Annotated in this window: 23 protein-coding genes; 9 read left to right on the top strand and 14 right to left on the bottom strand. The window is 61.6% G+C overall.

Features of this window, described 5'->3' with window-relative positions:
- The first annotated feature begins 129 nt into the window (after positions 1–129).
- Both dctP and Q9290_RS11280 read left to right on the top strand, forming a co-directional pair.
- Positions 130–1,182 (top strand): TRAP transporter substrate-binding protein DctP, encoded by a 1,053-nt coding sequence (gene dctP, locus Q9290_RS11285; RefSeq protein ID WP_306079751.1) that lies wholly within the window; start codon positions 130–132, stop codon positions 1,180–1,182.
- A complete protein-coding gene (locus tag Q9290_RS11280) occupies positions 1,182–3,767 on the top strand; it encodes a sensor domain-containing diguanylate cyclase (RefSeq protein ID WP_306079886.1) in 2,586 nt (861 codons plus the stop codon). The genes dctP and Q9290_RS11280 overlap by 1 nt, the downstream gene beginning before the upstream one ends.
- On the opposite strand, the gene murQ is transcribed toward Q9290_RS11280, so the two are convergent.
- Genes murQ through Q9290_RS11265 form a run of 3 tightly spaced genes read right to left on the bottom strand, consistent with a single transcriptional unit; the run spans position 3,762 to position 5,960 of the window.
- Complete coding sequence (murQ, locus tag Q9290_RS11275) at positions 3,762–4,676, bottom strand: N-acetylmuramic acid 6-phosphate etherase (protein ID WP_306079750.1); 915 nt, start codon at positions 4,674–4,676, stop codon at positions 3,762–3,764. The two genes, Q9290_RS11280 and murQ, sit on opposite strands and share 6 nt — an antisense overlap.
- A 10-nt stretch (positions 4,677–4,686) precedes the next feature.
- A complete protein-coding gene (locus tag Q9290_RS11270) occupies positions 4,687–5,784 on the bottom strand; it encodes an anhydro-N-acetylmuramic acid kinase (RefSeq protein ID WP_306079749.1) in 1,098 nt (365 codons plus the stop codon).
- The gene (locus tag Q9290_RS11265; RefSeq protein WP_306079748.1) at positions 5,778–5,960 is read right to left on the bottom strand and encodes a hypothetical protein; all 183 of its coding nucleotides are present in this window, start codon (positions 5,958–5,960) and stop codon (positions 5,778–5,780) included. The genes Q9290_RS11270 and Q9290_RS11265 overlap by 7 nt, the downstream gene beginning before the upstream one ends.
- Positions 5,961–6,061: 101 nt before the next feature.
- On the opposite strand from Q9290_RS11265, the gene Q9290_RS11260 reads away from it, so the two are divergent.
- Positions 6,062–6,514: an EVE domain-containing protein gene (locus Q9290_RS11260; RefSeq protein ID WP_306079747.1), complete on the top strand. Its 453-nt coding sequence runs from the start codon at positions 6,062–6,064 to the stop codon at positions 6,512–6,514.
- Here the strand turns inward: Q9290_RS11260 and Q9290_RS11255 are convergent.
- The 5 genes from Q9290_RS11255 to gmk all read right to left on the bottom strand — a co-directional run bounded on the left by Q9290_RS11255 (position 6,511) and on the right by gmk (position 11,639).
- Positions 6,511–7,305: a Cof-type HAD-IIB family hydrolase gene (locus tag Q9290_RS11255; protein WP_306079746.1), complete on the bottom strand. Its 795-nt coding sequence runs from the start codon at positions 7,303–7,305 to the stop codon at positions 6,511–6,513. The genes Q9290_RS11260 and Q9290_RS11255 overlap by 4 nt on opposite strands.
- A gap of 15 nt (positions 7,306–7,320) precedes the next feature.
- A complete protein-coding gene (locus Q9290_RS11250) occupies positions 7,321–8,361 on the bottom strand; it encodes an alpha/beta fold hydrolase (protein WP_306079745.1) in 1,041 nt (346 codons plus the stop codon).
- Positions 8,362–8,481: 120 nt separating this feature from the next.
- Entirely contained in the window at positions 8,482–10,590 is a 2,109-nt protein-coding gene (gene spoT, locus Q9290_RS11245) for a bifunctional GTP diphosphokinase/guanosine-3',5'-bis pyrophosphate 3'-pyrophosphohydrolase (protein ID WP_306079744.1), read from the bottom strand.
- Between the two features lie 94 nt (positions 10,591–10,684).
- Complete coding sequence (rpoZ, locus tag Q9290_RS11240) at positions 10,685–10,960, bottom strand: DNA-directed RNA polymerase subunit omega (RefSeq protein WP_019934519.1); 276 nt, start codon at positions 10,958–10,960, stop codon at positions 10,685–10,687.
- Positions 10,961–11,009: 49 nt separating this feature from the next.
- Positions 11,010–11,639, bottom strand: a complete 630-nt coding sequence (gene gmk / locus Q9290_RS11235; RefSeq protein WP_306079743.1) for a guanylate kinase — start codon at positions 11,637–11,639, stop codon at positions 11,010–11,012.
- Positions 11,640–11,954: 315 nt separating this feature from the next.
- Between gmk and Q9290_RS11230 the strand changes: the two genes are divergently transcribed.
- Positions 11,955–12,263, top strand: coding sequence for a DUF6482 family protein (locus Q9290_RS11230; RefSeq protein ID WP_306079742.1), 309 nt, complete (start codon positions 11,955–11,957; stop codon positions 12,261–12,263).
- 3 nt (positions 12,264–12,266) lie between these two features.
- Here Q9290_RS11230 and Q9290_RS11225 read toward each other — a convergent pair whose 3' ends face one another.
- Both Q9290_RS11225 and Q9290_RS11220 read right to left on the bottom strand, forming a co-directional pair.
- Entirely contained in the window at positions 12,267–13,055 is a 789-nt protein-coding gene (locus Q9290_RS11225) for a glycosyltransferase family 32 protein (protein ID WP_306079741.1), read from the bottom strand.
- A 123-nt stretch (positions 13,056–13,178) separates the two neighbouring features.
- Positions 13,179–14,042, bottom strand: a complete 864-nt coding sequence (locus Q9290_RS11220) for a YicC/YloC family endoribonuclease (RefSeq protein ID WP_306079740.1) — start codon at positions 14,040–14,042, stop codon at positions 13,179–13,181.
- A 153-nt stretch (positions 14,043–14,195) separates the two neighbouring features.
- On the opposite strand from Q9290_RS11220, the gene rph reads away from it, so the two are divergent.
- On the top strand, positions 14,196–14,918 hold the full coding sequence (gene rph / locus Q9290_RS11215; RefSeq protein WP_306079739.1) for a ribonuclease PH: 723 nt from the start codon (positions 14,196–14,198) through the stop codon (positions 14,916–14,918).
- 51 nt (positions 14,919–14,969) lie between these two features.
- A complete protein-coding gene (pyrE, locus tag Q9290_RS11210) occupies positions 14,970–15,611 on the top strand; it encodes an orotate phosphoribosyltransferase (protein ID WP_306079738.1) in 642 nt (213 codons plus the stop codon).
- A 53-nt stretch (positions 15,612–15,664) separates the two neighbouring features.
- Here pyrE and mscS read toward each other — a convergent pair whose 3' ends face one another.
- From mscS to coaBC, 4 genes are read right to left on the bottom strand one after another with little or no spacing between them, the layout of a single operon-like run.
- Positions 15,665–16,519: a small-conductance mechanosensitive channel MscS gene (mscS, locus tag Q9290_RS11205; protein WP_306079737.1), complete on the bottom strand. Its 855-nt coding sequence runs from the start codon at positions 16,517–16,519 to the stop codon at positions 15,665–15,667.
- Positions 16,520–16,564: 45 nt separating this feature from the next.
- The gene (gene slmA / locus Q9290_RS11200) at positions 16,565–17,164 is read right to left on the bottom strand and encodes a nucleoid occlusion factor SlmA (RefSeq protein WP_306079736.1); all 600 of its coding nucleotides are present in this window, start codon (positions 17,162–17,164) and stop codon (positions 16,565–16,567) included.
- 16 nt (positions 17,165–17,180) lie between these two features.
- A complete protein-coding gene (dut, locus tag Q9290_RS11195) occupies positions 17,181–17,636 on the bottom strand; it encodes a dUTP diphosphatase (RefSeq protein ID WP_306079735.1) in 456 nt (151 codons plus the stop codon).
- Entirely contained in the window at positions 17,623–18,831 is a 1,209-nt protein-coding gene (coaBC, locus tag Q9290_RS11190) for a bifunctional phosphopantothenoylcysteine decarboxylase/phosphopantothenate--cysteine ligase CoaBC (RefSeq protein WP_306079734.1), read from the bottom strand. The genes dut and coaBC overlap by 14 nt, the downstream gene beginning before the upstream one ends.
- Positions 18,832–18,946: 115 nt before the next feature.
- Here coaBC and radC point away from each other — a divergent pair, with 115 nt between their 5' ends.
- The 3 genes from radC to rpmG all read left to right on the top strand — a co-directional run bounded on the left by radC (position 18,947) and on the right by rpmG (position 20,169).
- A complete protein-coding gene (radC, locus tag Q9290_RS11185; protein WP_306079733.1) occupies positions 18,947–19,621 on the top strand; it encodes a RadC family protein in 675 nt (224 codons plus the stop codon).
- Between the two features lie 129 nt (positions 19,622–19,750).
- Positions 19,751–19,987 carry a 50S ribosomal protein L28 gene (rpmB, locus tag Q9290_RS11180; protein ID WP_014291125.1) on the top strand — a complete coding sequence of 79 codons (237 nt, stop codon included), beginning with the start codon at positions 19,751–19,753 and terminating at the stop codon, positions 19,985–19,987.
- Between the two features lie 11 nt (positions 19,988–19,998).
- Positions 19,999–20,169 carry a 50S ribosomal protein L33 gene (rpmG, locus tag Q9290_RS11175; RefSeq protein WP_019934506.1) on the top strand — a complete coding sequence of 57 codons (171 nt, stop codon included), beginning with the start codon at positions 19,999–20,001 and terminating at the stop codon, positions 20,167–20,169.
- The last annotated feature ends 89 nt before the right edge of the window (positions 20,170–20,258 follow it).

Raw genomic sequence — 20,258 nt, 5'->3', positions numbered from 1 at the left:
TAAAACGCTCTTAAATACAATCCATATCAATGATTTGCGACAATGCTCCGGTTACGCTGACGGAAAACGGCGGTCCGGGCATTGTGCTGCCGGTTTCTGCGTTCACCATCATCAGCGAAAGGAATATCCATGAGGGAAACATTCAGGAACAGCCGGCACTGTGTGCTGGGCGCGATCCTGACTCTGCTCGGCGGCCTGGGGCCGGCCTGGGCCGGGGCGCCGTTAAACGAAGCACCCACACCGTCGGCCCGGGTGTTGCGGATCTCCACCGAGAACACCGCCGATCATGTGCAAACCCGGGCCATTGCCCGCTTTGCCGAACGGCTGGAGCGGGCCAGTGAGGGCCGGCTGAAAGTGCAGTTTCACCACAGCGCCCGGCTGTTTCGGGATCGGGACGTGATTGCGGCGCTCGCCGGCGGCAAGGTGGAAATGGCGGTGCCGGGCATGTGGCAGCTGGACCGTTATGTGCCCGACGTGGGCCTGTACATGCTACCGATGTTCTATGGCCTGCCGGCGGTGCAGCATTACCGGGTGCGCGACGGTGATATCGGTCGCCGGGTGAGCGCGCGCATCGAGCGGGATCTGGGAGTGGTGGTGCCGGGGCGCTGGCTGGATCTCGGCTATGCTCATCTGTATTTCACCGACACTCGAGTGGGGCGTCATGCCGATCTGGCCGGGCTGCGCATTCGCATTCCCGGCGGCGCCGCCAACCGGGGCCGGCTGGAAGCCTTTGAGGCCGGTCCGGTATTGATCCCCTGGCCCGATCTGCCCGATGCCCTGGAGCAGGGCCGGGTTCAGGGGCTGCTGTCCACCCACGAAACGGTACGCAGCGCCGAGCTGTGGAACCAGGGCGTGCGCTTTGGCTTTGAAGACAGGGAATATTTTGCCCAGTATGTGCCCATGATCAGTGCCCGCTTCTGGCAGTCGCTGCCCGAGGAATTGCGCCGGCTGGTGCGTGACAGCTGGGAGCCGGTGGTCGATGCCCAGCGCAGTGCCGCCGCCGAGGCTCAGCACCGGGCTCGTCGGGTGCTGCAGGAGCACGGCGTCGATATCGCCACCCCCAGCGAGGCCAGCCTGGCCCGCTGGCGGGGTATCGCTCGGCGGCTGGAGCCGGCACTGGTGCGGGAAATGGGGCTGGATCCCGAGCTGGTGCAGCAGGCCCAACGGGTGGTGCTCGAGTGATGCAGTCCCGGCCGTTTCATCTCTCCGAGTCGGACAAACCGCTCGACAACCGGTTGATCCGTACCATAGTGGCCGGCGTGCTGGCATTGCTGTTGCTGATCACCGCCATGCTGGCCTGGGGGCTGTATCAGGATCACCGCACCAGCCTGCAAAGCGCCGGTGAGCGTCTGCAAACCCAGTTGCGCGCCTTTGGCAGCGCTGTGGATATTGCGCTGGTGTCGGCGGATCACGTGTTGCACGACACCCGCCATGATCTGGAAAGTCACGCCCGGGCCCTTGCATCGCCCGCAACACTGCGCCGCCGGCTGCTGATGAACCTCACCGCGGCTCCTTCCCTGAGCAGCCTGACCCTGTTTGATGACGATGGCCGGGTCGCCGCCAGTGCCGGCGAGGGCGCCGGCAACCGGCCTTCGGCGCCGGACTGGGTGATGGAAGGGCTGAGGGCCGGCAAGGCGTCCTTTACCGGCATTGAGCATGGCCGGCTGGGCGTGGCCATGCTGGTGACCGGAACGACGGACGGCCAGGCCGGCGTGCTGCTGGCCACGCTGGACACAGTGCGGATTGAGGCCGAGCTGGAAAGCGGTGACGGCTTTGGTGGCCAGCACCTGATGCTGCTCGATAACCTCGGCCAGCCACTGCTGGTGGCGGGGGACGATACCTATCTGCCGCTCCTGCTGCAACGGCTGGAGCGGCAACTGGCGGCCAATGAGTTTGACGCCTACGGCACCCGGCTGGTGATGGGGGAGCAGTACCTGTTTGCCCTTCGCCAGCTGGGCCAGCAGCCGATTCGGGCCTTTGCCGCCATTGAGCGGGAACGGGTGCTGGCGGGCTGGCGCCTGCGCGCGCTCCTTGGCTGCGGTGGCCTGGGTCTGATGTGGTTATTGTCGCTGGCGTTTCTTCGTCACTGGCACAGCAGCAGCCTGCGTGAGCGCCGGGTGGTGAACGATCTGGCCCACCTTTACCAGGCCATTGAGCAGATGCCGTCATCGGTGATGATCACCGATCTCGACCGACGCATTATTTATGTGAACCGCGCCTTTCTGGCTCATTCCGGTTTCACTCCGGACGAAGTGCTCGGCCGAAAACCCGGAATGCTGTCATCGGGGCGCACGCCGGCGGCCACCTACCGCGCCCTGTGGCGTGAACTCAGGAAGGAGCGGTCCTGGGAGGGAGAGTTTATCAACCGCACCCGTGCCGGTAACGAGTGTATCGAAAAGGTGATGATCACCCCGGTTCGCGACATGGACGGCCGGGTTGCCAGTTACTTCGCCATCAGTCAGGACGTGACCGAAAAGCACGAGTTTCAGACCCGGCTGGTGCGCTACCGGGAGATCGTCAACGCCGCCGACGAGCTGATGGCGCTGGTGGGGGCCAACTACCGTTACCAGCAGGTGAACCGCCGTTACCTGGAATACCACCAGCGGGAGCGGGACGAGATAGAAGGTCATGCCCTGTGGGAGCTGTATGGTGAAGTGCTGTTCAAAGCGCAGATGAAGCCGCGTTTTGATGCGGCTCTCAAGGGCACCGCCTTTGTCTTCGAAACCTGGATGAATTTCAGCGGCGCGGGTCGGCGCTTTTGCCGCATGAGCGGCCATCCTGTGGCCGGAGAGCAGGGTGATATCGAGAGCATTGCCATCAATATTGCCGATCTCACCGAGCGCAAGCAGTCGGAAGAAGCCCTGCGCACCAGTGAACAGCGCTTCAGGGCGCTGTCGGAGTTCTCGCCCATGGGCGTATTTGAGGCCGATGCCAGCGGCCACAATATTTACTCCAACCGCTATTACAGCGATTTGCTCGGTCGTGACACCGACACCCTGCTCGGCGCCGGCTGGATCGAGGCGCTGCACCCGGAAGACCGGGAACGAGTGGTGGCCAGCTGGAACGACGCCATTGCCGGGCAGCGCCGGGAATGGCACAGCGAAGGCCGTTTTGTGAGTGCGGAGGGCGCCGTGCGCTGGTTTCGTTTCGCCGCCCGCCGTTACGGCGATGTCGATGCCGCCGATGCCCGTTACATTGGCATGGCCATGGACATTACCGAACAAATGGAACATCAGGACATTCTGGAGCGCAAAAACCGCGAGCTGGAGCGGGTGTCCACCACGGATGCCCTCACCGGACTGGCCAATCGGGGCCATATGGAGCAGTTGCTGGCCCGGGAGATCCACCGCTATCAGCGCTACGGTACCGGTTTTGCGGTGGTGATGCTGGATGTGGATCACTTCAAGCAGGTCAACGACAGCTGTGGCCATGCGGTGGGGGATCAGGTGCTGCGCCGGCTGGCGGCGCTGATGCGGGAGCACACCCGGCGCAGTGACTGTCCGGGACGCTGGGGCGGCGAGGAGTTTCTGATCCTCTGTCCCAACACCGATGTGGAAGGCGCCTACCGGCTGGCGGAGGCATTGCGCCGGCGCATTGAGCAGGAAGCCTTTCCGGTGATTGGCCGGCGCACCTGCAGTTTTGGCGTGACCGCCATCGGCCCCGGCGACCAGGCCCGGGAAATGCTCACCCGGGCCGATGAGGCACTGTACCGGGCCAAGAGTGGCGGCCGTAACCGGGTGGAAACGAGTGAGGCTGGCGCTCTATAGGGTCAACGCCCGGCGCAGTACGCCCTGACCCTGAGCCAGGCGAGCACGGGCCTCGGTCTTGTCCAGCCCCGATAGCAGCATCAATATGGCCAGCTTCACTTCGTTATCGGCTGCCGCCAATGCCTCGGCGGCGGTGTGTTCGTCCTCGCCGGTGGCCTGCATCACGATGCGAATGGCCCGGGCCTCCAGCTTTAGGTTGCTGGCGTTCAGATCCACCATCAGGTTCTGGTAGACCTTGCCCAGGCGCACCATGGCAGCGGTGCTGAGCATGTTGAGCACCAGCTTCTGGGCGGTGCCGGCCTTGAGCCGGGTGGAGCCGGTGATCACCTCTGGGCCCACCTCGGGCTCAATGGCGATGTCCGCTTCCCGGCCGATGGCCGAGCCGGCATTGCAGGCCAGCGCCACCGTGCCGGCGCCGAGTCCGCGTGCATAGCGCAGCCCGCCAATCACATAGGGAGTGCGCCCCGAAGCGGCAATGCCCACCACCACATCATTTGCCGTCAGTCCGATATCGCGCAGATCCTGTTCGCCCTGTTGCTCGTTGTCTTCTGCCCCTTCCCGGGCCTTGAACATGGCCGCCTCGCCGCCGGCGATCAGCCCCACCACCAGGCCCTGGGGCACGCTGAAGGTAGGCGGGCATTCCGAGGCATCCAGCACCCCCAGCCGGCCACTGGTGCCGGCGCCGGTGTAGACCAGCCGGCCGCCCCGGCGCAGGGCGTGTTCAATTCGCTCCACGGCGGCGGCAATGGCGGGCAGCACCTGTTCCACCGCCGCCGGCACCTGCTTGTCCTGGGCGTTGATGGTGGTGACTATCTCCAGTGCGCTTTGGGTGTCGATGTCGAGGGTGGCCGGGTTGCGGCCTTCCGAGGTGAGTCGGGCCAGATCCTGAAGCAGCGGGTTGATGGGCATGAGCGTCTCGTTAGTCGGGAAAGTGAATGGCGCCGAGCACGGCGGGGCGGCGGGCGCCGGTGGCCTCGGGCAGGTTGCCGGGCAGATGGTGCAGGGTCTGGTGCGCCAGCCAGGCAAAAGCCATGGCTTCCATGGCATCCATGTCGACCCCGGCGGCACTGGTGGTGGCGACCCGCCAGCCGGGCAGCAGGGCATGGAGCCGGGCCATCAACAAGGGGTTGTGGCCACCGCCGCCGCACACCAACAGCTCGCCGGCAGCAAAGCCTTGTGCCTGTTGGGCGATGGCGCTGGCGGTAAATTCGGCCAAGGTGGCCTGTACGTCGGCCATGGCTTCATCGCCGTTGAGGCGGGCATCGAGCCAGGCGGCATTAAACAGCTCCCGGCCGGTGCTTTTGGGGGCCGGCAGCCCCAGCCAGGGCTCACTCAGCAGCCGTGACAACAATTCGGGCAGCACTCGGCCCTGGCGGCCAAGAGCGGCGTCTTTATCGAACGTTGCGCCGGTATGGCGCCGGCACCAGGCGTCCATCAGCATGTTGCCCGGGCCCACGTCGTAGCCCTGCACCGGCCGGCCCGGCTCCAGCACCGAGATGTTGGCGATGCCACCGATATTGACCAAGATGCGCAGCCGTTCGGGGTGGCTCAGCACGCACTGATGAAAGGCGGGCACCAGTGGCGCTCCCTGACCCCCCAGGGCCATGTCCTTGCGGCGAAAATCGGTGACCGTGGTGATGCCGGAGAGGGCGGCCAGGCGGTTACCATCGCCCAGCTGCAATGAAAACGGCAGTTCGGCGTCGGGCTGGTGCCACACCGTCTGGCCGTGGCAACCGATGGCGCGCACCTGTTCTGCACTCATGCCGGTGCTGGCCAGCAGTTGCAGTGTCACCTCGGCATAGGCCTGGCCCAGGGCAACATCGAGCTCACCCCATTCTTTGGCGGTGATGGCATCGCCGCCGGCGAGGGCCAGCAGCCGTTCGCGCAGGGCCGAGGCAATGGGGGCGCTGGCGCTGCCTTTCAGCTCAATGCGGCGGCCGTCGGTAGCCACCAGCACGGCGTCGATGCCGTCCAGACTGGTGCCGGACATGATGCCGATATAATGCTCCATTACCATTCTCGAGGCAGCTCCCGCACCGGGCTGACCGGTACGCTGATCACCTCGTTTTCAAACGGCTGGGGCTCGGCGGGCTGCTCGGTTGCTACCTCGGGCTCGGGCTTCGGCACAGGGGGTGGAGTGGTACCACAGGCCGCCAGCAGCAGGGCCGGCAGCAGCCACAGGGGGTTACGCATTGCGAATTTCTCCGGGTCGGGTCAGTATGGCGACCATTCAAGGTTGCCACAGGGCAACGCATGCCGCCAGCGGGCGGCGCAACAAAAGCTGAGGAAACGCCATGGCCTGCTGGCTGTTCAAAACCGAGCCCGATACCTTTTCCATCGATGACCTGGCCCGCGCCAATACCCTGTGGGAGGGGGTGCGCAATTACCAGGCACGTAATTTTCTCAGGGATGAGGTCAAGGAAGGCGATGAGGTGTTTATCTACCACTCCAGTTGCAGCCGGGTGGGCATTGCCGGCCTGGCCCGGGTGGTGCGCGCCGGCTTTCCCGACCCGTATGCTTTTGATCCGGCCAGCCCCTATTTCGACCCCAAGTCCGACCCGGACAAGCCGCGCTGGTACGCGGTGGAGCTGACCTTTGAGCGTAAACTGCCGCTGCTGCCCCTGGCGGCGCTCAAGGCCAATCCGGCCCTCGCTGACATGCCCCTGGTGAAAAAGGGCAACCGGCTGTCGGTGATGCCGGTCACCGAGGCCGAACGGCAGGCCATTCTGGACATGGTGCCGGGCTAGAGCTCAAACACTCGGGCCAGGTAGCGGGCCACGCCGTCGTCGTCGGCGCTGTGGGTGCGCTCATGGTGGGGCAGGGCGTCCTGCAGCCGGGTGTGGGCGTTGGCCATCACCACGCCGGTACCGACTTGGCGCAGCATTTCAAAGTCGTTCATGCCGTCGCCAAAGGCGATCACCCGCTCCAGCGGGGTGTTTCTCAGGCTCGCCAATGAGGCTACCGCCGAGCCCTTGTTGACGCTGCCATGCATCACTTCCAGGCAGATGGGCAGTGAAAAGGTGATGTTGAGCTTGTCGCCGAAGTGGGCCAGCAGCATGTCTTCCACTTTTTCCAGCTGGGCATGATCCCCTGCGTAAAACACCTTGTCCACACCCTCGGCGGGCAGTTGCCTGAGATCGGTGACCCGGTAGCGAAACGGGCTGTCGGGGCAGAAGTCGAGCAGGGCGGGCAGGGGCTCTTCCACCAGCCAGTAGTCGCCCTGATAGAGGTTGAGGTGCACCTCCGGCAGGCGAAAGCGAAACAGCAGATCTTCCACCATCTCCGGCGGAATGCTGCGATTGTGGAGCAATTGATCATTGGCGTCGTGAATGCGGGCACCGTTGCTGGTAATAAGACTGACGTTCAGCCCGAGCTGCTCGCGAATGGCACGTACGTCCACGTGGTGGCGGCCGGTGGCCACGATCAATTCCACCCCCCGGCGAGTGAGCTCGTGCAGCACTTCGCGGGTATAGCCGGAAATACGGTGCTGGCTGTTGAGCAGGGTGCCGTCCAGATCGGAGACGATCACGTCATACATGGCGAGGCTCCTGCATCAGGGATGCTGTTCAAAGAAGTCGAATACGGCGTTCAGCGCTCGCCGCCGGCGCGGATCCTGCTCCACAAACAACTCGTGAGACGCGCCTTTTATGACCAGCGGGCCGCCGCCGGCGCAGTGGCCGAGGGCCTGGCAAAAGGCGTTCTGGGCGTTGTTGTCCACCACCACGTCCTGGCTGGCCTGCAGCACCAGCAGCGGCGTGGTGATCAACCTTGCCCGTTCTATGGTGCGGTCGCCGGCGGCCAGGCTTTCGCCCAGCCATTGCAGACTGACGCCGCCCAGCTGCAGCTCCGGGCGTTCCCGGTACAGCTCGCGAAACAGCCGGTAACGCAGTTCGCTGTGAGTGAGTTCGTTGTCGGCAAAGGGGGTTTCCTCATAGCCGCCCTGGCCAGGGGCATAGCAGGCGTCATGGCCCAGCCAGCGGCAGCCGGTGCCCAGTACGCTGACCAGGCCGTCGGCCAGCCAGCGTGGCATGGGGCCCAGGTAGATGCCCATCATGGGGGAAGACAATGCTGCCGCCTGCACCCGCACCTTGGTCTGGCTCAGCCACAATGCCGAGATGGTGCCGCCCATGGAATGAGCCAGCAGGTAGACCGGCTGCGGCCCGGCGGGCAGCACCACTTGTTGCATGAACTGCTCCAGGTCCTGCACATAGTCGTCAAAGTTCGCCACGTGTCCCAACAGCGGGTCGTCGGTCAGCCGGGGTGCCAGGCCCTGGCCCCGGTGATCGTAGAGGTAGACGTTGTATCCGTTTTCAAACAGATCCCGTGCCAGCTCCTGGTACTTGAGGTAGGACTCGGTGCGCCCGTTGACGATCACCAGGGTGCTGCCGTGCTCGGGATTGCGCAGGGCGGCCCAGGGCAGTGTCATTCCATCGTGGCCGGTAAAACGACTTTCCACGGCATGGGCCTGCCAGTATTGCTGCAGGCCTTCGCGGCCCAGCTCGGCCAGCTCGGCTTCGGTGGTCAGACGCGGTGTTTGAGCGACGGCGGTGTTCATGACAAGGCAGATCCCGAGCAGGAACAGGCGGGCGAGCATGGTATGGCTCCGGTCGGTTCATGGGTGAATGGCATGTCGCCAGTTTAGCCCGAAAGGGCCGGCGAGTGCATCATCGCCCGTGAGAAGGGAGGAGTGAGGGGCTTTGCGCCCCTCACAGGATCACTTGCGCTGGCGATGGACCTTGAGCACGTTGGGAGTAACCCGAATCTTGCGCATGATGTCGGCCAGATGAATACGGCTGCGCGTGGTGATCAGCAGGTCCACCACATAGACCCGACCGTCCTTTTCCTCGGTGGCAATGCTGTGAATATTGGCGCCGGTGGCAGCGATCACATTGGCCAGCTCTGCCAGTGCGCCCTGATGGTTGATGATCTCGATACCGATTTCGGTTTTGAACTCGTAATCGAAATCCTGCTCCATGTCCCACTGCACCGCCAGGTACTTGTCGGGCTCCTTGTTGTAGCCGCGAATGTTCTTGCACGACTCCAGGTGTACCACCAGGCCCTTGCCGGGACTGATATGGGCCACGATGGGATCGCCGGGAATGGGCCGGCAGCAGTTGGCAAAATTGAGCAGCATGTCGTCGGCGCCGCGGATCGGCATTTTTTTCACCGCCTTGGAGCGCTCGCTGGGGGTGTCGTCCAGCAGCCGGCGGGCCACCACCACGCTCATGGCATTGCCCAGACCAATGTCGGCCAGCAGGTTGTGAATGGAGCCGTGCTTGGTGTCTTTCAGCACCTGCTCCACCCTCTCCACCGGAATGTCTTCCAGGTTTTGGGCGCCCAGCGCGTGGTTGAGCAGCCGTTTGCCCAGCAGCACCGATTCTTCGGTGCGCAGGTTCTTGAGAAACTGCCGAATCTTGGTGCGGGCCCGTGAGGTGACCACAAAGTTGAGCCAGGCGGCATTGGGCCGGGCGCTGGGCGCCGTGATGATCTCCACGGTCTGGCCCGAGTGCAGCGGCTGGCTGAGCGGGTAAGGCTGGCGATCCACCCGGGCACCCACGCAGGCGTGGCCGATGTCGGTGTGCACGGCATAGGCGAAGTCGACGGCGGTGGCACCGCTGGGCAGTTCCAGAATGCGACCTTCGGGGGTGAAAATGTAGATTTCATCGGGGAACAGGTCGGTTTTGACCCCTTCGATGAATTCAAAGGACGAGCCGGCGCTTTGTTGCAGTTCCAGCAGGCTCTGCATCCAGCGCTGGGCCCGCACCTGAGCGGTGGTGCCGGAGGCTTCGCCGTCCTGCTTGTAGGCCCAGTGGGCGGCCACGCCCTTGTCGGCCATCTGATCCATGTATTCGGTACGGATCTGCACTTCCACCGGCACCCCGTGGGGGCCCACCAGCGAGGTATGCAGCGACTGGTAGCCGTTGGTCTTGGGAATGGCGATATAGTCCTTGAACCGGCCTGGGCGAGGCTTGAACAGGGTGTGCATCTGACCCAGTACCCGGTAGCAGGTGTCGATGTCCTTGACGATCACGCGAAAGGCGTAGATGTCCATCACCTCGTGGAACTGCAGCTCCTTTTTCACCATCTTGTTATAGATGGAGAACAGGTTCTTCTCCCTGCCCTTGACCAGCGCTTCTATGCTGGCGTCGTCCAGCCGGCCCTTGATCTCGGCCAGAATGGACTCGATGATCTCGCGCCGGTTGCCCCGGGCCCGGCGTACCGACTCCCGCAGCACGCGGGTTCGCATGGGGTAGAGGGCTTCCAGCCCCAGCTCCTCCAGCTCGTTCTTGATGCTGTGTATGCCGAGGCGGTTGGCGATGGGAGCGTAGATTTCCAGGGTTTCCCGGGCGATGCGCCGGCGCTTGTCCGGGCGCAGGGCGCCCAGGGTGCGCATGTTGTGGGTGCGGTCGGCCAGTTTGATCAGAATGACCCGAATATCCTGGGTCATGGCCAGCACCATCTTGCGGAAGTTCTCGGTCTGGGCTTCCTTGCGGTTGCGGAACTTCAGCTTGTCGAGTTTGGACACCCCTTCCACCAGCTCGGCCACGGCGGCGCCGAACTGCTCCTCGAGCATTTCCCGGGTAACGGGCGTGTCTTCAATGGTGTCGTGCAGCAGCGCCGCCATCAGGGTTTCCTGGTCGAGGCGCATTTCACACAAAATGCGGGCTACAGCCACCGGATGGGTAATATAGGGTTCGCCGCTGGAGCGGGTTTGTCCCTGATGGGCGTCGCGGGCGACGATGTAGGCGGCTTTGAGTTGTTCCATCTGCTCGGACGGCAGATAGGTGACGGCGATTTCTTTCAGCGGTTCAAACAGATACAAGAGATTACCCCGACAATCAATGCCGTTAACACGCGATTGAAGAGCAATGGGCCCGTGATGTCACGGGCCCGCCGGCAGTGCTTAAGGCTCGGGGTCAGCCGCGACCTTCGGTAATAGCGGCCACGGCGGCCAGCTCGGCGGCTTCCATTTCCTGCTGCTCCTGGCGATCCTGAGCGTCCATCACGGCATGATTGACCAGGCCTTCCTCGATTTCGCGCAGGGCGATAACGGTCGGCTTGTCGTTCTCTTCTTCTACCAGGGCATCTTTGCCCTGGGTGGCCAGCTGGCGGGCGCGGCGGGCTGCAACCAGCACCAGATCAAAACGGTTGCCAACCTGTTCTACGGCATCTTCAACAGTAACGCGGGCCATAACAGACTCCAATGATTAAAAAAGGTGCAAAATTCTAATGGATATTAGCTTATTCCGCCAGTAGCCGGGAAAGCAAGTCGTGATAGCGAACCGCCTGCTTGCCGGTGTTGGCACGCTCTGCCTCGATAATGGCACTGAGCTGATCAAGGGCATGGTCAAAGGTGTCGTTGACCAGCAGGTAGTCGTACTCGTCGTAGTGAGACATTTCCGACACCGCCTTGGCCATGCGGCCCTGAATGACTTCGGCACTGTCCTGCTGGCGGGCATTGAGCCGGCGTTCCAGCTCTTCCCGGCTCGGCGGCAGAATAAAGATGGACTTGGCGCTTGGGGACTGTTCACGGATCTGGCGGGCGCCCTGCCAGTCGATGTCGAGCAGAATGTCGATGCCCTCGGCCAGCTGCTGATCGATCCATTCCCGTGACGTGCCGTAATAGTTGCCGAAGACCTCGGCCCACTCGTAAAAGGCACCTCTGTCTATCAGGCGCTCGAACTCGGCCTTGTCGGTAAAGTGGTAGTGGGTGCCATTTTCCTCTCCCGGACGGGCATTGCGGGTGGTGTGAGACACGGAGACCTGCAGCCGGCCATCGGCACTGGGGCGGTCGAGCAGGGCCTTGATCAGGCTGGATTTACCCGCGCCGCTGGGAGAGGAAATAATGAATAGGGTACCGATGTGCGCCATAGTGTTTGCCCGTTCGTGATGCGTCCCAGGCCGGCTGGGATCAGGGGCGGCCAATCCTACCAGAAAGCCGGGAATAAAAAAATGGCCGTTGCGAGTGCGACGGCCAATCAAAAAGTAACTATAGCTTGCTGCGGAAGTGCCCTCCACGCAGATTTCATTATGATCAGCACCTTGGTTCGGCTCTATCAGTTTTTTCCTGCCGAAAACCTCGTAAATTCCGAGTTATTTTGGCGTTGCAGGGGCTTTCGCAAGCTTTTTGACCGGGGACCGGTCCGGGTTGCTGGCAAGGAAATACGCTGAACAAGGAGCAACGCCATGTGGGAAACCCAGACCCTGCTGCAGCAACACACGATCATCGACACCCTGTTGATTCATTCTCATGACATGAGCCTGTACACGGTGGAAGCGGAGGTGGGCGACGAGCACCGGCCATTGGCCGAGGGCGGCAAGGTGCTTAAATTTCGCAGCATTGAGCACGTACGGGAGCGGCTGGCCGCCCTGAAGGTCAGTCGCTGTGTGCTGGTGCAGTATTCGCCCTACCAGGAAATGGTGGGCCAGGCGGCGCAAACGGCGCCGCCCATGGAGCTGGAGCTGAGCTGGCCCGGCTGGCAGGCCGGGGCCTGACGCTCAGCTTTCGGGGGGATCCCGGCGCACCACATCGACCTTGTGCTGCTCCTTGGTCCACTTGCCCTGGGGCTTGTCGATGTACTGAAAGTACTCGTTGGTAAAGCTGCCCTGGCTGCAGGTATGGCGATACCAGGTGGTGGGCACCTGTTGGTAATCCAGCACGCTGTTGAACACGCCGGGCCCGGTCATGTCGTACACGCCCTGAATGGTGTTTTCCCGAATATTGGTGAGCACCTGATCAATCAGCCTGGTCAGGTTGGGGTTGTCGGGTTTGCTGGCAATAAAGTAATTGGTGAGCTCGTTATTCTGGCGAATGATGTAAAGCTCTTCGTGCTCCGGACGAATGGTGTAACCCAGCGGCCACACCGCGTGCGCGTCGATATCCAGATACACGCCGCCGTATTTTTGCAGCACCAGGATCCGCCAGAAATCCGCCTGGGATGCACCGATCTGCAGCCGGGAGTAGGCCTCGAAAATCTCCGGCGAATAGTTGGCCTGAATAAACTCGGCCCGGGCCTCGGTGATCATGAAGCGGTACTCAAAGGTGGGCGACATGATGCGGTTGAACAAATAGTTCAGGTACACCGGCAGGGTGGCCTTATCGGTGTAGTTGGTCTGCCAGATGATACGCGGAATGGGCCTGTCGGCCCCCTTGATCAGTGCCCCGGAGCGGGCCGGCAGGGTAAAGCGCTTGTTGGGCAGAAAGTAGTGAAAAACGTAGCTCAGCACCTTGGTGATATTGGCAACAAGCTTGATCAACCGGCTGGCAAGAACGATATGCGCCTTCACGGGGACTCCTGGCGAGTGGAACAGTAATTATCTTCGTATGTTAACACGGTGAGGAGGCTGCGTCAGAGGCTGACGGGGCTGAGATCTCCGCCGGCACTACACCGGCGGAGAAGTAAGGCTGGTTTATTCGATGTTCTGAATTTGTTCGCGCATCTGCTCGATGAGCACCTTCAGCTCCACGGCGCTGGCGGTGATGTCGGCATTGATGGACTTGGAGCCAAGGGTGTTAGACTCTCGGTTGAATTCCTGCATCATAAAGTCCAGGCGCCGTCCGCAGGGGCCGCCTTTTTTGAGGATTTTGCGGGTCTCGGCAATGTGGGCAGTGAGCCGGTCCAGCTCTTCGGCCACGTCCACCTTCTGGGCCAGCAGCACCATTTCCTGCTCTACCCGCTGGGCATCCAGTTCAATTTTGGCTTCTTCAAAGCGATCGCGCAGGCGCTGGCGCTGCCACTCCATGATGGCCGGCATGTACGCCGACACCTTGGCCACTTCCTGCTCAATGCCGGTCAGTCGTTGCTCGATCAGCGCCTTGAGTTTGTCGCCTTCGCTGGCCCGGGCGGCGAGGAAGTCGTTGATCACCGTATCCAGGCCTTCCAGCAGGGCCTTGCCGATGGCATCCATGTCCTGGGCCTGGGCTTCCATCACGCCGGGCCAGCGCAGAATGTCGACCGGGTTCAGGGTGCCCTGACCGGCTTTTTCCATCACCCAGGTGGCGCCTTCAATCAGCTGCTCGGCCAGCACCTTGTTGATGTGCAGCTCGCCCTGACTGGCCTGGTTGCTTTCAAAGCGCAGGGCGCATTCCACCTTGCCCCGTTGCAGCCGGGCACGCAGTTTTTCTCGCACCATGGGCTCCAGGCCACGAAACTGCTCGGGCAACCGGGTATAGGTCTCCAGGTAGCGCTGGTTGACCGAGCGCAACTCCCATACGGCGGTGCCCCAGTCCTGTTTGAATTCCTGCCGGGCAAAAGCGGTCATGCTGTGGATCATGTGATTCCTGCTGTCTGTCAAAGAGTAATCACGAAGTGTGACACAGCCGGGCTCAGGCGCCAATGTTGGGCGGCATGCATTGGGCCGGCGCTTTCTTTATAATGCCTCGGTTTGCCCGCCGGGCAGCGCCTTTTTGACCTACAGGAGAACACCATGACCGAACGAGCTTCAGGACGCGCGGCGGACGAAATTCGCCCCGTAACCATTACCCCGAACTATACCCGTCATGCGGAAGGCTCCGTGCTGGTGGAATTTGGCCACACCAAGGTGTTGTGCACCGCCTCGGTAGAAAAAGGCGTACCGCGTTTTCTGCGCGGTCAGGGGCAGGGCTGGGTCACCGCCGAATACGGCATGCTGCCGCGCTCCACTCACAGCCGCATGGCCCGGGAAGCGGCCCGGGGCAAGCAGGGCGGCCGCACCATGGAAATTCAGCGGCTGATCGGCCGCTCACTGCGCGCCGCCATGGATCTGGAAAAGCTGGGTGAATACACCATTACCGTGGACTGTGACGTGATCCAGGCCGACGGTGGCACCCGCACCGCCGCCATTACCGGTGCCTGTGTGGCTCTGGCTCATGCCCTGAACTGGATGAAGGCCGAGGGCATGATCGTGCACAACCCGCTCAAGACCCTGGTGGCGGCCATTTCCGTGGGCATTGTGGATGGCCAGCCGGTGGCGGATCTGGAATACACCGAAGACTCGGCGGCGGAAACCGACATGAACGTGGTGATGACCGCTGAAGGCAAGATGATTGAAGTGCAGGGCACCGCCGAGGCCGCGCCTTTCAGCCACGACGAGCTGCTGGCCATGCTGGCCCTGGCCCGCAAGGCGGTGAACGATCTGGTGGAACATCAGCGCCGAGTGATTGCCGGCTGATCACGGCACATCCCGTTAACTTATTGAACGAATGATATTGCGGAGAGCAGCATGAAAGCGTATCAGCGCGAGTTTATTGAATTTGCCATGGCCAAACAGGTGCTGAAATTTGGCGAGTTCACTCTGAAGTCCGGGCGCAAGAGCCCCTATTTCTTTAATGCCGGCCTGTTTAACAGCGGCCGCGATCTGGCCCGCCTGGGCCGTTTCTATGCCGCCGCTCTGGTGGATGCGGGTGTGCAGTACGACGTGCTGTTCGGTCCGGCCTACAAGGGCATTCCCATCGCCAGCGCCACCGCGGTGCAGCTGGCGGAAGTGCACGATCAGGACGTGCCCTACTGCTTTAACCGCAAGGAAGCCAAGGATCACGGTGAAGGCGGCAACCTGGTGGGAAGCCCGCTTGCCGGTCGCATCATGCTGGTGGACGACGTGATTACCGCCGGCACCGCCATTCGTGAGTCCATGGACATTATTCAGGCCAACGGCGCCGAGCTGGCGGGTGTGTTGATCGCCCTGGACCGGCAGGAAAAGGGCAAGGGTGAGTTGTCCGCCATTCAGGAAGTGGAGCGCGACTACAACGCCCAGGTTACCGCCATCATCACCCTTGGCGATCTGATTGAATACCTGAGCGAGCAGCCGGACATGGCCGAGCACCTGGAGCGGGTGCGGGCCTACCGGGAGCAGTACGGTATTTAACGCATAATAAAAAAGCCGCTGAGAAGCGGCTTTTTTGTGGGCAAATGCGGCGATCAGCTGCTTTTCTGCCGGTGCAGGTGCACATCCATCTGTGGAAAGGGAATGCCGATATTGTTGGCGTCCAGCTCGGTTTTTATTTTCTCCAGCAGATCGAACTTCAGGTTCCAGTAGTCTTCTGCTTTTACCCAGGGGCGGACGATAAAGTCCACGGACGAAGCCCCCAGATTGCTGACGGCAATGCGGTAGGCGGGCTCTTTCAGTATGCGGGGCTCTTCGTCGAGAATACGGGTCAATACGTCCCGGGTGAGCTGAAGGTCGGCGTTGTAAGCCACGCCAATTACCAGATCGAGACGACGGGTACTCTCCCTGGAGTAGTTGACGATGCTGTCGTTGAGGATCTTGGAGTTGGGCACCACTATCATGCGGTTGTCCGGGGTCATCAGAATGGTGGTGAAAATCTGCACCGAGTGCACGGTACCGGCGGTGCCGCCCGCCTCAATGTAGTCACCGGCCTTGAAGAAGCGAAAGCCGATCAAGAGCACACCGGCGGCGAAGTTGGACAGGGAGCCTTGCAGTGCCAGGCCAATGGCCAGACCGGCGGCACCCACTACGGCCACGAAGGAGGCGGTTTGTACCCCCACCCGGCCCAGGGCGGCGATGATCACAAAGGCCAGCAGGCCGTATTTGAGCAGGCTGGTTACAAAGTCGGAAATGGTGCTGTCGACCTTGCGCGCCTTGAGTACCTTGTTCAGCCCGCCGGTGAGCATGCCCACGGCAATAAAGCCGATCACCAGGGTCAGCAGGGCGGCGGCGATGTTGACCGCGTAGCGAATAATCAGCTCCTGATTGTTCACGACCCAGCTCTGGGCTTCCTGTAAAAAGCCGGTATTAAGGAGTTCAGTGTCCATTCTCTCGTGCCTCTGTTGTTATTGGAAATTTAAGAGGTAGCAACCCTACACCGCTGCCAGCTGCCGGTGCAGCAGTTGCCAGTGGCTGTCAAAGTTGTGGGTGGGCTTTTGTTTGAACTGGCTGCGCACATACTGGTTGATGCGGCCTTCCACGTAGGCCAGCAGCAGGTTGGCCAGCACGGTTTCGTTCTCGGCAAAGCCGTCGCCCTCGTACAGGCGGCGCTCGCGCATGATCTGCTTGAGCTGGGTTTCCAGGCGGTCAAACAGCTGATTGATACGGGCCAGCAGCCGTTCGTGCTCGCCCTGCAGGGCGTCGCCGTTCAGCAGTCGGGTAATGCCCGGGTTGCGTTCGCAAAAGCCCAGTACCAGCTGCAACACATAGCGCAGGCGCAGGCTGCTGTCCTTTTCGTCCTGCAGAATGAGGTTGATACGGGAAAACAGGGATTCCTCGATAAAGTCGATCAATCCCTCAAACATGCGCGCTTTGCTGGGAAAATGTCGGTAAAGGGCGGCTTCCGACACGCCCACCGCCGCGGCCAGCTTGGCGGTGGTAATGCGCTGCCCCGGGCTGGTTTCCAGCATGTGGGCCAGCGCCTGCAGGATCTGCTCCCGGCGGTTTTTCCTGTTCTGATTATTATTGGCCATGAAAATGTCCGGTTGGTTAGTGGCGACCGGAAGAGCCGAACCCGCCTTCTCCCCGCTCGCTTTGATCAAATTCATCCACCAGGGTGAACTGGGCCTGCACCACCGGCAGGATCACCAGCTGGGCAATACGCTCGCCAGGCTGAATGGTGAAGCTGTCTTTACCACGGTTCCAGCAGGATACCATCAGCTGACCCTGATAGTCAGAGTCGATTAGCCCCACCAAGTTGCCCAGTACAATGCCGTGCTTATGGCCCAGACCGGAGCGGGGCAGTATGGTGGCGCACAGGCCGGGATCCTGAATGTGAATGGCCAGACCGGTGGGCAGCAATTGCGTATCACCCGGAGCCAGGGTGATGGGCTCGTCCAGGCAGGCGCGCAGATCCAGGCCGGCGGAGCCGGGGGTGGCGTAGGCGGGCAGGGGAAACTCGGTGCCGACCCGGGGGTCGAGAATTTTCAGCTCAATGGGTGTCATGGTATCGCTTCGCAATCAATGTCAGTAACTGTTCGCCCAGCTCGGTTTTGCCGGCCAGGGGTAAATGGTGCTGGCCGCCAGGCCAGAACACGCTCAGGGCGTTTTGGTCGCTGTTAAAACCACGATCGCTGCCGGAAACGTCATTGGCGGCGATCATATCGAGATTTTTGCGCTCGAGTTTGTCGAGGGCGTATTTTTCCACATCCCGCGTTTCGGCGGCAAACCCCACGGTAAAGGGCTTGTGTGGCAGGGCCGCGACCGAGGCGACGATATCGGGGTTTTTAATCAGCTCCACCACCATATTATCGGCACGCGTCTTCTTGATCTTGTGCGATGCCACCACTTTTGGCGCATAGTCGGCCACGGCGGCGCAGGCGATGAAGATGTCTTGCTCGCCAATGCCGGCCATCACGGCGTCATGCATGTTTTGCGCGCTTTCCACATTCACCCGCTGCACCCCGGCCGGAGTGGCCAGGTTCACTGGGCCACTCACCAGGGTTACCTCGGCGCCCAGTGCCCGTGAGGCGGCGGCCAGGGCAAAGCCCATCTTGCCTGAGCTGTGGTTGGAGATGTAACGCACCGGATCCAGCGGTTCACGAGTGGGGCCGGCGGTAAGCATGAGTTTCAGTCCGGCCAGGGGCTGTGGCGCCGGCGCAAAATGCTGCTCTGCCAGCGTTACCAGCTCCATGGCTTCCAGCATGCGGCCGGGGCCCACGTCGCCACAGGCCTGCTCTCCCTGGGCTGGCCCCCAAATGTGAGCGCCACGGGCCTGCAGGGTGGCCAGGTTGGCTTGCGTGGCCGGGTGGCGGTACATCTGCTGGTTCATGGCCGGGGCCACCGCGAGTGGCGCCGCCGTGGCCAGCGCCACCGTGGTGAGCAGATCGTCGGCAAGGCCATTGGCCAGCCGGGCAAGGGTATTGGCGCTGGCAGGGGCGATCAGCAGCAGATCGGCCCATTTGGCCAGCTCAATATGGCCCATGCCGGCCTCGGCAGCCGGGTCGAGCAGGGCATGAGAGACGGGCTCGCCCGACACCGCCTGCAGGGTCAGCGGAGTAATGAATTCCTGGGCGGACGCGGTCATGATCACGCGCACCTCGGCGCCCCGCTCCTTGAGTCGGCGCACCAGCTCGGCAATCTTGTAGGCGGCAATGCCGCCGGTGATGCCGATAACAATGCGTTTTCCTGCAACGGACATGGCTTTGTTCTCCTCGAGTTCAGGCGGCAAGATTATCACAATCCCCTGCGGCTGTGCGCTTTGGACTAGGCTTAACCTTCCAGACTCAATCGTGCTTGGTCAAGGAGACATTGCCATGAGCATCAAGGACTGGCCGGCAGATCAACGCCCACGGGAAAAACTGCTGAGCCGGGGGGCTGCCAGCCTGTCGGACGCCGAGCTGCTGGCCATTTTTCTGCGCATTGGCGCCCGCGGCATGGACGCAGTGACCCTGGCGCGGTTGTTGCTTGAACAGTTCGGTTCGCTGCGCGGCCTGATGCAGGCGGATTTACGCCAGTTTTGCGAAGGTCCTGGCCTGGGGCCGGCAAAGTTCGTGCAGTTGCAGGCCTGTATGGAGCTGATGCGCCGCTACCTCGACGAACGGTTAAAGCGGGAACATGCCCTTACCAGCCCGGCGTTGACCAGGGAGTTTTTGCAGTTGCGGCTCAGGGATCAGCCGCGGGAGGTGTTTGCCTTGTTGCTGCTCGACAATCAGCACAGAGTGATTGAATTTCATGAGCTGTTTTTTGGCACTTTGGATGCGGCGGCGGTGTATCCGAGGGAAATCGTCGCCTTGGCATTGAAGCAGGGTGCCGCCGCCGTGATTTTGGTGCATAATCATCCGTCCGGAGTGGCCGAGCCCAGCCGGGCGGATCGCATGATCACCGAGCGTATACAGGCCGCCCTGGGGCTGCTGGATATTCGCGTACTGGACCATTTGGTCGTAGGCGATGGCGAAACCGTATCCTTTGCCGAACGTGGCTGGCTTTGATGCCGGGCGTTTGGCTTGTTGTTGATCTCGAGCTGAATTTGCTGTATAAATTGCCGCCTTATTTTGCCCCGAAAGACGGCCAACGGGGTATCATTGCTCGAGCAAAAGTAAGTTTTGGAGAAGACTGACATGTCTAAAGTATGCCAAGTAACTGGTAAGCGGCCAGCTGTTGGTAACAACCGCTCTCACGCGAACAACGCCACCAAGCGTCGCTTCCTGCCCAACCTGCAAACTCACCGTTTCTGGGTTGAGAGCGAAAAGCGTTTTGTAAAACTGCGCATCACCACCAAGGGTATGCGTATTATTGACAAGAAAGGTATCGACAGTGTCCTGGCTGACCTGCGTGCCCGTGGCGAAAAGGTCTAAGGAGATAACCCATGGCTGCTAAAGGTATTCGCGAGAAGATCCGCCTGAACTCCAGCGCCGGTACTGGTCACTTTTACACCACTACCAAGAACAAGCGCAACATGCCCGAAAAAATGGAAATCAAAAAGTTTGATCCCGTTGTTCGTCAGCATGTGATCTACAAGGAAGGCAAAATCAAGTAAGATTTTGCCCTCTTAAAAAACCCGGCTTCGGCCGGGTTTTTTTATGCTCGCAGCTCCGGCTATACTGCTGCCGCCATAGCGTAAAGGAG

Origin of the sequence: Oceanimonas aquatica, from assembly GCF_030732065.1 — a bacterium.
Taxonomy (GTDB): Bacteria; Pseudomonadota; Gammaproteobacteria; order Enterobacterales; family Aeromonadaceae; genus Oceanimonas.
Note: the sequence above shows the minus strand (reverse complement) of the source record. Positions and strands in the feature narration are given on the sequence as shown.